At 39.9% G+C, this 12,804-nt stretch carries 12 protein-coding genes and 2 pseudogenes; 5 read left to right on the forward strand and 9 right to left on the reverse strand.

The annotated features are described in order from the left end of the window. From QMA12_RS12320 to QMA12_RS12335, 4 genes and pseudogenes are all read left to right on the forward strand, one after another. Positions 1–112 (forward strand): annotated as a pseudogene (locus tag QMA12_RS12320) (IS630 family transposase); the annotation flags it as partial. Positions 113–126: 14 nt separating this feature from the next. After that, positions 127–525 (forward strand): annotated as a pseudogene (locus tag QMA12_RS12325) (ATPase, T2SS/T4P/T4SS family); the annotation flags it as partial. 20 nt (positions 526–545) lie between these two features. Next, positions 546–1,676, forward strand: a complete 1,131-nt coding sequence (locus QMA12_RS12330; RefSeq protein ID WP_087532860.1) for a PilT/PilU family type 4a pilus ATPase — start codon at positions 546–548, stop codon at positions 1,674–1,676. A gap of 1 nt (position 1,677) precedes the next feature. Continuing rightward, on the forward strand, positions 1,678–2,589 hold the full coding sequence (locus tag QMA12_RS12335; RefSeq protein ID WP_254911193.1) for a hypothetical protein: 912 nt from the start codon (positions 1,678–1,680) through the stop codon (positions 2,587–2,589). On the opposite strand, the gene ruvX is transcribed toward QMA12_RS12335, so the two are convergent. The 6 genes from ruvX to QMA12_RS12365 form a co-directional block, all read right to left on the reverse strand. Next, a complete protein-coding gene (gene ruvX, locus QMA12_RS12340) occupies positions 2,552–2,998 on the reverse strand; it encodes a Holliday junction resolvase RuvX (protein ID WP_087532861.1) in 447 nt (148 codons plus the stop codon). The genes QMA12_RS12335 and ruvX overlap by 38 nt on opposite strands. 28 nt (positions 2,999–3,026) lie before the next feature. Next, positions 3,027–3,584 carry a YqgE/AlgH family protein gene (locus QMA12_RS12345; RefSeq protein ID WP_087532862.1) on the reverse strand — a complete coding sequence of 186 codons (558 nt, stop codon included), beginning with the start codon at positions 3,582–3,584 and terminating at the stop codon, positions 3,027–3,029. Positions 3,585–3,611: 27 nt separating this feature from the next. Then, positions 3,612–4,565 carry a glutathione synthase gene (gshB, locus tag QMA12_RS12350; RefSeq protein WP_290209274.1) on the reverse strand — a complete coding sequence of 318 codons (954 nt, stop codon included), beginning with the start codon at positions 4,563–4,565 and terminating at the stop codon, positions 3,612–3,614. 53 nt (positions 4,566–4,618) lie between these two features. Next, positions 4,619–5,353, reverse strand: a complete 735-nt coding sequence (gene rsmE, locus QMA12_RS12355) for a 16S rRNA (uracil(1498)-N(3))-methyltransferase (protein WP_087532864.1) — start codon at positions 5,351–5,353, stop codon at positions 4,619–4,621. An 83-nt stretch (positions 5,354–5,436) separates the two neighbouring features. Then, complete coding sequence (locus QMA12_RS12360; protein ID WP_087532865.1) at positions 5,437–5,910, reverse strand: hypothetical protein; 474 nt, start codon at positions 5,908–5,910, stop codon at positions 5,437–5,439. A 29-nt stretch (positions 5,911–5,939) separates the two neighbouring features. Beyond that, positions 5,940–6,833, reverse strand: coding sequence for a hypothetical protein (locus QMA12_RS12365; protein ID WP_087532866.1), 894 nt, complete (start codon positions 6,831–6,833; stop codon positions 5,940–5,942). 69 nt (positions 6,834–6,902) lie between these two features. Between QMA12_RS12365 and glnE the strand changes: the two genes are divergently transcribed. Then, a complete protein-coding gene (gene glnE, locus QMA12_RS12370; RefSeq protein WP_290209275.1) occupies positions 6,903–9,695 on the forward strand; it encodes a bifunctional [glutamate--ammonia ligase]-adenylyl-L-tyrosine phosphorylase/[glutamate--ammonia-ligase] adenylyltransferase in 2,793 nt (930 codons plus the stop codon). 59 nt (positions 9,696–9,754) lie between these two features. Here glnE and QMA12_RS12375 read toward each other — a convergent pair whose 3' ends face one another. From QMA12_RS12375 to tolC, 3 genes are all read right to left on the reverse strand, one after another. Then, positions 9,755–10,327 carry a TcpQ domain-containing protein gene (locus QMA12_RS12375; RefSeq protein ID WP_087532868.1) on the reverse strand — a complete coding sequence of 191 codons (573 nt, stop codon included), beginning with the start codon at positions 10,325–10,327 and terminating at the stop codon, positions 9,755–9,757. A gap of 61 nt (positions 10,328–10,388) precedes the next feature. After that, positions 10,389–11,315 (reverse strand): LpxL/LpxP family Kdo(2)-lipid IV(A) lauroyl/palmitoleoyl acyltransferase, encoded by a 927-nt coding sequence (gene lpxL, locus QMA12_RS12380; protein ID WP_087532869.1) that lies wholly within the window; start codon positions 11,313–11,315, stop codon positions 10,389–10,391. Positions 11,316–11,425: 110 nt separating this feature from the next. Next, a complete protein-coding gene (tolC, locus tag QMA12_RS12385) occupies positions 11,426–12,766 on the reverse strand; it encodes an outer membrane channel protein TolC (protein ID WP_087532870.1) in 1,341 nt (446 codons plus the stop codon). Between the last annotated feature and the right edge of the window lie 38 nt (positions 12,767–12,804).

The raw sequence follows: 12,804 nt of genomic DNA on the forward strand, positions 1-12,804 counted from the left end.
AGAATTTAGAGATAAAATCGATGAGTTTTTTAGTCAAACACTTCCTAATTTAGGCGATATTTTGGCGAGCAGAATTAACGACAATTTTCAGGTGTTAAATTCTGCATCTTGAGGTGTGATGGGTATATGACGGCGGCTGAAACAGGGCACTTAGTTTTTGGTACACTGCACACCACCTCGGCACCTAAAACCATTGACCGTATTATTGATGTGTTCCCAGGTGAAGAAAAAGACATGGTACGTTCAATGCTCTCTGAATCACTGCGTGCGGTTATTTCGCAAACATTGTTGAAAAAAGTTGGCGGTGGGCGAGTTGCAGCCCACGAAATTATGATTGGCGTCCCTGCTATTCGTAACTTAATTCGTGAAGATAAAATTGCGCAAATGTATTCATCTATTCAAACGGGTTCGTCTCATGGCATGCAAACGATGGATCAATGTTTGATTAATTTAGTGAATCACGGTGTGGTTTCTAACGCAGAAGCACGCGCTAAAGCGCAAGATAAAACTAATTTTGGCGGCTAGACCGAAGGATAAGAAATATAATGACTCATTCTCTTAACTATTTTTTACAACTGATGATAAACAAGCAAGCTTCTGATTTGTTTGTTTCGAGTCAGCTACCGGTCAGCGCTAAAATTAATGGCGAATTGATTGCATTGGGAGACGATAAAATTTCGGATGAGGAATCCTTAGCGTTAGTTGAATCGGCAATGAGTGAAAAGCAAAAAGCCGAATTTCATAACTCTAAAGAGTGTAATTTTGCCATTGCTACTGATGAGGGGCGCTTTAGGGTTTCTGCGTTTTGGCAGCGCGACTGTGCTGGAATGGTCATTCGTCGCATTGTGACTACAATACCTGATGTGAATGAATTAGGCCTACCTTCAACTCTGACCGATGTCATAATGGCTAAACGTGGTTTAGTGTTGTTTGTAGGTGGTACTGGTACGGGTAAATCAACTTCATTAGCAGCACTGTTGGGCTACCGTAACCGTAACCAGCGAGGCCATATATTAACCATTGAAGATCCGATCGAATTTGTACATGAACACCGCAAGAGTATTATTACTCAGCGTGAAGTAGGACTTGATACAGAGAGCTTTGAATCAGCTCTTAAAAGTTCCTTACGCCAAGCGCCAGATGTTATATTGATTGGTGAAATTCGCTCGCAAGAAACAATGGAGTATGCACTAAGCTTTGCCGAAACAGGGCATTTGTGTGTTGCTACTTTGCACGCGAACAACGCCAACCAAGCAATCGACCGAATTATGCACCTTGTGCCAAAAGAAAAGCACGATAAGCTAAAGTATGATTTATCCTTAAATTTACGGGCAATCATAGCTCAACAATTAGTGCCTACTGCTGATGGAAATAGTCGTGTTGCTGCAATTGAGATTTTACTTAATACACCAATCATCGGCGAACTAATTAAAAAAGGTGATATTGGCGGTATTAAAGAAGCGATGGCTAAGTCAAAAGATATGGGGATGCAAACCTTTGATCAAGCTTTATTTGAGCTATACAAGCAACAACGTATAAGCTATGCAGATGCATTGCACCATGCTGATTCACCAAATGATTTACGTTTGATGATTAAATTAAGAGATAACGAACAGCAGGGAGCTGGCTTTTTACAAGGTGTAACCATAGATGGTTTAGACCAAAAGGGTTCGTAATATGCAAAGTAGTCCTAAATGGTGTTTTTTGGCGTTGCTGTTTATCAGTTTAAGCACACCGTTTTTTGCTATTTCTCAACAAGATGTCATCCCTATTTATTTACGGGATGACGTTTACCATGATTACGTCCGTTTTTTAGACGGTGAAACCCCCGATAAAATTAACGATTTTAGCGGTAAATTCATTCGCCGTGATGTGGTCGATATGATCATTGCCCAGAAGGCATTACATTTGGGTGGGTTTAAAAAACGCTTTGATTACCAAGTTGGTAAGGTCAATTTTAGAAACACTAGGCTGCTTGAGCAAGGTGAGTTACTTATTAGCTTTGATACTTATTGGTATCAAGATGCCAAGCTGCTGGAAGAAAAAGTGCTAATTAGTGAACCAGTGATCCGTAAAGGAGAGTACTACGCTGGCATTTTTACTGCCCCTGATAATCAAGCAGTTTTCAAAATCCAGCATTTATCAGATTTTAATCAACTAACCAGTGTATCCACTCCACGCTGGCGAACAGATTGGCGCACGCTTGCACAACTACCGTTAAAAAACCTTATTCGTGAAGATGAGTGGTTAAGCCAAGTTCGAATGGTTTCCATGCAGTGGGTTGATTTTATGCTGATGCCCTTAATGCCTGCGATTAATAATCATTATGAGCTTGAAAATATCACCTTAAAAGCAATTCCTAAGGTTTTAATATTATTAGATGATAGTCGCCACTTTGTGGTATCAAAACTTCACCCAGAAGGCTACAGAGCGTTTGCTGCGTTACAAAAAGGCTTGCAAATAATGCGCGACCAAGGTGCAATTGAAAGAGCATATCGACAAGCTGGGTTTATTCCTGAGCTGACCGATCAAGTGATTATTAACCTACCACTTACCCGTAAGCTTGTTCAAAATAGCTCTCTAAAATAATCACTGCAGACATGTTATCCACGTTGCCTTTGCCTAAGCTCTTGTAACCACCTTGTTCAAATAACCGAGCCTTGGCGTCAGCTGTAGTTAAACGCTCGTCTTGGGTCTCTACGGGTAGGCCAAAATTATTATGTAAGCGGTTGGCAAACTTCTTAGCTTTGAATGTGACTTCTTGATTTGTTCCATCCATGTTCAGTGGTAAGCCAACTACTAATAGATCTGGCTGCCATTCATCAACGTGTTTTTTAATAAAATCCCAGTTTGGTATGCCATCTTTGGCTTTTACAGCGCTGAGACTTGAGGCTGATCCAGTCAGTTCTTGGCCAATGGCAATACCAATACTGGTCGTGCCAAAATCAAAGCCCATCACAGTACGTTCACCTTTGGGCTTAAGTTGTTTTTTGCTCATTGTTTCTTCTATTTAAAGTGCGTTGCGTTTAGGCATGACCTGCTTCAGCGCTTAATTGGCTAATATCAAAACCTAACGTTTCAACGGCCTTTTCCCAGCGTTGCTCCACTGGAGTGTTAAATATAATGTCAGGGTCCGCTTTGATGATAAGCCACGAATTTTCAAGTAGCTCTTGTTCCAGTTGACCTTGCTCCCACCCAGCATAGCCTAAAGTTATAATAAATTGCTCCGGTGCTTGCGTGGTCGTTAGGCTTGCTAATACATCTTTTGAAGTCGTAATCATTATTTCACTACTAAGCTCTTGGCTTGCTGCATAGCCCGGCTTTGGTGAGTGCAACACAAAACCACGATCGGTTTTTACAGGCCCGCCAGCAAACACGGCGACTTGTGATGCTTGATTTGATTTATCGTTATCGATTTCAATTTTATCAAGTAAATCACCTACAGTGATATTAATAGGCTGGTTAATAACCAGCCCCATAGCCCCATCTTCATTGTGCTCACAGATATACGTTACTGCACGTTTAAACAAAGGGTCTTGCATTGAAGGCATTGCGATTAAAAAGTGATTTTCTAATGATTGCATAACGTTACCCCTTTATTATATTGAAAATTAAGTATGGCTTAGTTTTCTCTCTATCGCATCAAATAAGATGCCGGTAATTGAAATATCATAAGCAGCCTCAATCTCTTTGACGCAAGTAGGGGCTGTTACGTTTATCTCGGTTAGCTTATCGCCAATAATATCAAGCCCAACAAAAACCAAGCCCTTTGCTTTTAATGTTGGTGCCACTGCTTGGGCTATTTTAAGGTCTGACTCACTAATAGGACGAGCTTCACCACGACCGCCAGCAGCTAGATTGCCACGGGTTTCACCATTTTGTGGAATACGCGCTAAACAATAGGGGATCACCTCACCATCAACAACCAGTACGCGCTTGTCGCCTTGTTTGATTTCAGGGATGTAATTTTGCGCCATCGCAAAGCGGCTACCATGCTCCGTCAAAGTTTCGCAAATGACGCCTATATTGGCATCATTTTCTGTCACTCTAAAAATAGATGCGCCACCCATACCATCTAAAGGCTTGAGGATAATATCTTTATGCTCAGCTAAAAATGCTCTAATTTGATGCTTATCCCTAGTTACTAAGGTATCTGGAGTATGTTCACTGAACCATGCGGTAAAGAGCTTTTCGTTAGCATCACGTAAGCTTTGTGGTTTATTGACGATTAATGTCCCTTCAAGTTCAGCACGTTCCAGAATATAGGTTGCATAAATATATTCAGTATCAAACGGCGGATCTTTACGCATTAAAATAACGTCTAAATCAGCAAGGGCAATGGTGGCTTTTTCTTCAAGTTCATACCAGTGGCTTTCATTATCAAATACTTGTGCTTTAGCTGCTGTTGCAAAAGCTTTACCTTTGCGTAGAGATAAATCATCCATTTCCATGTAATAAATTTCATAGCCACGACTTTGAGCTTGCATCATCATTGCAAAGCCTGTGTCTTTTTTAATGTTAAACCCGCTGATTGGATCTGAAATTATACCTAACTTAATTGCCATGTCGTTGCCTTACTAAATATGTTGCAATAGATATGAGGGTGCTTTTAGTAATTTCAATTAGCTAAATCACCAAACTGTAGTTGTAATGCACTTAAGACCGTTAAAGCGGCGGTTTCAGTTCGTAAAACTCGTGGGCCAATGCGAATATCTGTAAAACCTTGCTGTTTGGTTTGTGCTATTTCTTCATCAGTAAAGCCACCTTCAGGGCCAACTAAAAAGCGAACACCACTTTTTGGTACTGTGATTGTCTTAATCGAATGTTCGGCACGTGGGTGCAGAGTCAGCTTTATTTCATCACTGCTTTGTTTTAGCCACTCATTTATATCAATAGGGGGGTGGATGGTGGTAATACGGTTACGACCTGATTGCTCTGCTGCAGAAATAGCTATTTTTTGCCATTGTTGGTGTTTCTTTGCTAAACGCTCAGCACTGAGTTTCACACCACAACGTTTACTAAAAATAGGGGTGATCTCTGTAATACCTAATTCAACAGACTTTTGAATGGTAAAGTCCATTTTATCGCCGCGAGATATACCTTGACCTAAATGAATACTCAATGGTGATTCAACGTCTATGTCGTTAAATTCAAGTGGCATAGCAACGACAGACTTTTTGCCAACTTCGATGAGTTCACACAAGTATTCACCGCCTTGGCCGTTAAATAATGATATTTGTTCACCCACCTTCATACGTAACACTCGACCAATATGACCTGCTGCATCATCGTTTAAATGAACGGGGGTTGAAAGTGCGATTTCGCTTGCTTGATATATATGAGGAACGCGCATGATGACCTTAAGATAAATAGCTAATGTAGCTTATGGTATGTAACGCTGCTCTTTGGTGCAAATATTATTAGCAGAACTAAACTTTAACTGTTTATTTTTTCATTTAAGGCGTCTAAATCTAGAGGTGTTTCTGCAATATCATCTTGACAGGATAAGTGGTTACTGTGTGCTTGTTCGGTGACCGGTTCAAAATGATAGCCGTGTTCAACCTCACTCACTAAAAATCGTACATTGTGCAGTGAGTTGAAGATAAAACGTTGATTGTCATCTGCAAGTAAATAATCGGTTTGATTAAATAAAACGCCTACAATATCGTGATGTTCGTGTAAGTAGCTTGCCAGCTCTGACACGCTAATTTCATTATTAAAATCACAGTAACAATAATCTTTGATAAGCTCATCAAACATCAATTTTACGAGCTGGCGGGTATTTATACCAGCAACTACTAAAGTGCTAGGGGTGCTGGTGCTAGCTTGACCAAAATAGTGTTCAGTGAATTGTCGGCTAAATTCACTGTCATTATCGATCAACAAGTAATTATCTACTTTAAACGGCATGGGGCCCCACATGTTGGTATTTTCAATAGCTAAATTGAAAACATACTAATAAGTAAATAGCCTATAACGCTGAAAACAGCAAATTCGATACAGGCAATACCAATGTTATCTTGATGGTCAATCTCAAGTGCAGTATCAATATTGGGTAAAGAAATGAACTTAATAATGGCCGTTAGTATATACAGTAATAACCACATCGTGCCGCAATGTAAAGCTAATGTGAAGATATTCTCTACCATTTTTCCGTTATGGAAAATTGCGCTTGCCAGCCCTGCATAAATCGCTAACGCTAAACCAATAGATTTTCCCGCATAACGTATGCCTATGGAAGTATTTTCTAGATTGAAGTTACTTTGTAGTGAGGCACCTTGATTTGCTCTAGCAAATCGATATTCGCGTAATTTACTATCTAAAGCAAAAATTCCCTGCAATAAAAAGAAGCTAACAAATGCGATTAATAAGCTACTAAACCCCTGAGTATGTGACCAGTTATAAAGGCCTAAGGTAATAATACAGTTTGCGATTAACATGCCAGAATCAACCAAAGCTGCACATACGTTTTGTTTTAAAATAGCTGCTTCTTCATTAAATCGATGCAAAATCCATTTACGATGAATTAAATGACCGATTTTAATGAAGCTAAATAAAAGTACAATTAATGTAATAACCTTTAAGGGGTTTGATTGTGCTGCGCTGATGCTAATTTCCTCAAACAAATAGGCAATGGTTGCAACGACTACACTTATCTCTGAAGCAAAACTAATACCCATAGCAAAGTTGTCATGTTGGGCAAGTTCTTCTTTCAAAGCTTGCTTTGCCTTGAAGTGGTTTAGTCCTCGTAAGCCTATTACGGTTAAACAAATAACCGCAAAACAAATGGCAATCGCGAGTAAACTAGTGTTAGATAAAGACAAATATGACATGTTGAACCTAGATAACAATTAATAATTTCATTCTAGTATGATTACTGCTGATATAAAAGAGAGTATTTAATGAGCCAACAACTCCCCACACAAATACAGACCCTTGGTACGGAACGCTTTGTAGAACTATATGCTGAGCGTCCAGTAAACGAGAAAATTATCAAGCTACTTGGCTTGAGTGAATTTGCTTGGCGTTGTTTAGAGTCTCAACCTGAGCTTATTGATATGTTGCTTTCAGAGCGTGACATGTTGCTGCGGGACTGCCCTTGCCCTTTTTTAGGCTATGAGCTTAGTAATATAGATGAAGTTGTAGGCTATAAAATACTACGCCAGTACAGAGAGCGCTACTGGCTCAAAGTGGCGTTCTTGGATATGTGTTGTGATAACGATATAGCAGATAGTATTCGCTATATTTCTATGTTGGCAGACAGCTTAATCGATGGTGCAAATCGTTGGGCTTTTGCACAAGTAGCTAAAGTTAATGGTGAGCCTGTGGATGAGCAGGGCAACGCTATGCAAATGTTGGTTTTAGGGATGGGCAAGCTAGGGGGAAAAGAGCTTAATTATTCCTCTGATATCGATTTGATATTTGCTTATCCGCAAAGTGTAAAAACACAAGGCGGTCGACGCTCACTCGAAGCGCAAGTTTTTTATACTAAAGTTGCACAAAAATTGATTGCGTCATTGAACCAAAATACAGCTGATGGGCAGGTATTTAGAGTCGATATGCGACTTCGTCCTTTTGGTGAAAGCGGCCCGTTAGTGATGAGTTTTAATGCAATAGAAGATTATTATCAAGAGCAAGGGCGAGAGTGGGAACGCTATGCCATGCTAAAAGGTCGTTTAATTGGTGAGCAAACTCAATACAGCGATGAATTTTACCAGTTATTAAAGCCTTTTGTGTATAGGCGTTATATTGACTTTTCAGTGATAGAATCACTGCGTAAAATGAAGCAAATGATTGCTCAAGAGGTTAGGCGTAAACGCTTAACCAATAATATTAAGCTTGGTGCGGGTGGCATACGTGAAGTTGAATTTGTGGTACAGGCATTACAAATGGTTCGCGGTGGACGTGAGGCTAATTTACAAACGCAATCACTGCTTAAAGCCCTTACAGAGCTAAGTGCAACCAATGTAATAGCTTCAGACGAAGCTAAACTCCTACAAAGTAATTACTTGTTTTTACGTAAAGTTGAACAGTACCTACAAATCTTTGATGATCAACAAACACAAACATTACCAGATGATGAACTTAATCAGCTGCGTCTAAATTTTTTACTAGGGCACATTGATTTTAGTCACACACTCGATGAAATAAATAACATTATGGCTGCGGTACATAGTGAGTTTGAATTAGTCATTGGTTATGACAGTGAGCCTGATGATCCTTGTGAAAGTGCCTTTGTAAGTGCATGGGAGCATAATGATGTAAGTTTACTGTCAGAGGCAGATGACAGTTGGCAACAGCCTTTGAGTGACTTTAGGGAGCGATCAGCTAAAGCAAAGATAGGTTTACGAGGTCGTGATATTCTCGATAAATTAATGCCATTGCTGCTAAAGCAGTTAACTCAGTGCAATGCATCAGACGCGGTGTTTAGTATGATTAGTCAAGTGCTGAATAAAGTCATTTCGCGTACTGCATACCTCGAGCTGTTGTATGAGAACCCTGGTGCGCTCAAACAGCTTGTAACCTTGTGTTGCCACAGTAAATGGATTGGTGAGCATATTTCTCGTTATCCTATCTTACTTGATGAATTGATTGACCCTGCTGTACTTTACAAACCCACGCCATTGACGGCTTATAAAGATGAAGTACGACAATATTTTTTACGTATAGATAGTGACGATTTAGAGCAGCAAATGGAGGCGTTACGCCAATTTAAGCAAACCCATCAGTTACGTATAGCCGCAGCTGATGCGACAGGCGTGTTGGATGTAATGAAGGTTAGCGATCACTTAACAGCGCTTGCTGAAGCGATTGTTGACCAAGCCGTAAACATAGCTTGGCAGCAAATGGCCACGCGTTTTGGTATTCCGCCCAACACAGATGATGAAAATAAAGGGTTTGGTGTTATAGCATATGGTAAAACAGGAGGTTTTGAAGTTGGTTATGATTCGGATTTAGATTTGGTATTTGTACATAACCACGATGGTACAAGCCAGACAAATGGCGAAAAAAGTATATCCTCTAGGCAGTTTTATTTAAAACTCGCGCAGCGCTTGATGCATTTATTTAATACGCGTACGGCTTCAGGTATTTTATATGAGCTCGATACACGTCTAAGGCCTGAAGGAGCCTCAGGGTTGATGGCTATTAACTTGGAAAGTTTCCATCATTATCAATTAACGCAAGCTTGGACTTGGGAGCACCAAGCGCTAGTACGCTCAAGAATGATTTTAGGGCAAGAAGAACTGCAACAAAGGTTTGAGCAAATCCGCTTAGAAATACTGTCGCAGCAGCGTGATAATGCCGTGTTAAAAGATGATGTCATCAAGATGCGTGAGAAGATGCGCAGTCACTTAGCTAAAGGCAACGACAAGGAGTTTGATTTAAAACAAGATGCTGGTGGTATGGCTGATATTGAGTTTATAACCCAGTACCTGGTGCTAAAAAACGCGCATACATTTTCTCAGTTAACGACTTTTTCAGATAATGTGAGAATTCTGACTGACGCAGCTCGATTAGGTTGTATTGATACACCGTTGAAACAAGGGCTAATTGCAGCCTACATTGAATATCGCTCTCGCTATCATGTGCTAAGTTTGGATCAGCAAGGGCGTTGTGTTAGCCGTGAAGAGCTTAGTGAGCATATTAATTTAGTAGTAAAAGCTTGGCAGGAAATTTTTGAACTAATTAAATAGCCGTGAATTTAGAAGTCTGAGCGAGTGTAAGTATTCACTTGCTCTCATTCAGATAAACACTAACTTTTTAAGCGTCGGCAGTTTTCTCTTACATATTCAGAAGGGAGCTCAGTAATCACTGCTGCCCTTTGTTTAAAGCAAAAGAAGGTGTATACCTCGTTTTCAAAATCATCATTTATAGCACGGCCAACTTGGTATAAAGTCGAGTTGAAATTACTATCTACTCGAAAATGATCTTTAACGACGTAGTCTTTGCTTAAATACCAATAGAGCACGATATCTTCATTGCGTGCGTATTGCGACATCACTTTTTTAAGAGTCGACCCATTTTCAAAACGTCTTGCTGTGAACTCACCCGTCCAATTTGGAGATGATGGCTCGACAACACGAGCTCGCTCTATTAATGCTGCATCAATATTTAACTCAGGTTTTGGTAGTTTTAAAACATATTTATCTCGTTCATTATTTTTATTTACTTGATTACGCAACGCCGAATAAAACCGCGATAACCCTTGCGCAGCAGCATTTTTTGTTTCTTTCATGTCCATAACGGGGCCATGACCAAATAAAAAATAAATGGCGGCTATAATTAATATAACTGCTAGTGATAAATGCTTAACCCAAAACCACATAACTCATACTCTTGTTTTTGTGTTTGTTCATAAAATCATATTAAACCACGAAAGTCATCTTCTACTTATAGTAAGAAGGCGCGTTTTCGTCAGGGCGAGTTTTAAAACGTCTGTGTAGCCACATGTATTGCTCTGGTGCTATTGTTACAGCCTGTTCCATGCGTTGATTCACTCGTGTTACATCTTGTTTGTCATCGCCACTTGGGAAGTTTTCAAGCAATGGGAATATTTCTAGGTGATACTTACCGTCTTTGTCACGCTGGCTAGCAAAACTGACGACCTCACAATGTTTACTCGCCGCGAATAATAGCGTTCCTGTTGTTGTTGCCGCCTCAGCTACTGCGAAAAAAGGGGCAAACTCACAGCGCTTTCGGCCATAGTCTTGATCTGGTAAGTAGTAACACACTTTTTTGTTTTTAAGCGCTTGTAGTAGCCCTTTAACGTCACGTTTGCCAATTAAAAACTCATTAGAGCGTAAACGACCATTAGTTGTAAAATATTCCATTAACGGATTATTGTGCGGGCGATAAAAGCCAACACCTTGACAGTTTATTCCCATCACTCGGCTGGCCATTTCTAAGTGTAGAATGTGGGGGACTAACAACAAAGCGCCTTTGCCTGATTGATTAATTTTTTCTAGGTGTTCTAGTCCTTTAATTGAGCCGAATACTTTATTTACTCGCCATTGTGGCCACCACCATGCCATACCTGTTTCCATCATGGCGATGCCAGTATTCTCCATATTTTCTAGCACTAGTTGTTGTTGTTCGTGTTCAGGCATATCAGGAAAACACAGTTTGATATTTACTTCAGCAATGTGTCGGCGCTTCTTCATAAAGCGGTGTACTAAACGCCCTAAATATTTACCCATTAGTAATTGTAGTTTATGAGGAAGCCATGAGATCAAATAAAGAAAAAATACGCCAACCCAAGTTAACCAATAGCGAGGACCTAAAAAAGACAGCTTGAAAGCAGAGGAATTAACCACAAAAAAACATCTCAGAAAATAAAAGAAGTAGTTTAACTGTATGTGTTTAAAAACACAAAAAAGCCAGCATTAAGCTGGCTTGATAGTTAAAAAGCGATGGAATTAATTGCTTAAATAGCTTTTAATCCCTGATTAATAGCAATTAAGTCTTCACTGGTAAGGGTACCAGCGGCTTGCTTTAAGCGTAATGTAGAAACCACATAGCGGTAACGTACATTGGCTAGGTTACTCTTTGCATTGTAAAGATTTTGCGTGCTAATGAGTACATCTACAATGGTACGAGTACCCACTTCAAACCCGGCTTCGGTGGCTTTTAATGCACTTTCTGCTGAAACAACAGCTTGCTCAAGTGCTTTAAAGGTAGCAATGTCAGACACAACTTGATTATAAGATGTAATAACAGAGCGAGTTACACCACGCAATGATGCTTCTAAGTCTTCACTGGCAGCAACGTAAAATGCACGGGCTTGCTCTGTTGCTGCAGTTGTTGCACCACCAGAATAAATCGGCACAGTAAAATCAAGACCAACCGTTGCGCTATCACCACGAGGTTTCATGGTGTTGCTATTATAATCGGTTAATGAATCCCCATAAGTAGCATTTAGGGTTAGTTTTGGATAATGCCCAGATTGCGCTAAATCAATTTGATCTTTAGCAATATCGACCGTTACTTTTGCAACTTGTAAATTTAAGTTCTTTTGCTCAGCCAATTTTACATAGTCAGTTGATTGTTTGTTTGGCTTTACTGTCGAAAATGTTTGGGTATCTAGCGTGTCTAATTTGGCATGATATTTACCAGTGATTTCACGAAGTTGCTCTCGAGCAGTTTCAACGCCGTTTTTAGCCACAATCTCTTGTGCAACTGAGTTATCATATTGTGCTTGTGCTTCGTGAACATCAGTGATAGCTGTAAGGCCAACAGCATAGCGTTGTTTAGTTTGCTCAAGTTGACGCTCGATTGCACGTTTTTCTGACTGTACAAATTCAAGATTGTCGATGGCACTTAATACATTAAAATAGCCATCCGCAACACGAACTATTAAATCTTGCTGTGCAAAATCATATTGTGCAGAAGCTTGTAAAGCTTGTTTGTCGGCGATATCTAAAGAATTCCATGCACCTAGGTCAAAAAGTGTTTGATTTAAACTCAGTCCACGGCTGAATGTATCAGTATCACCGTCTATTTTTGCATAGCCTAATGGGTCAGTACCTTCATATGTTGTGCTATCTGTCTTATCATAGCCCATTGAAAAGCCAATTTGCGGTAGTAAGGCGCTTAAAGCTTTATCACTGTTATAAGATTGTGCATCGGCTTGTGCTTTAGCTTTTAAAACCGTTGGATCATTTGCAGTGGCAATTTCGTATACTTGTAATAAATCTTCAGCATTTGAAGCTGTAGCAGTCAATGCGCATGATAAGCCGATCAGCGCAGCAAGAATGTTCTTTTTCATTAGTTGTTCAGTCCTTAGACAGTTTGCGTACTAAAAGC

The organism is Pseudoalteromonas sp. APC 3893, assembly GCF_030408095.1.
GTDB lineage: Bacteria > Pseudomonadota > Gammaproteobacteria > Enterobacterales > Alteromonadaceae > Pseudoalteromonas.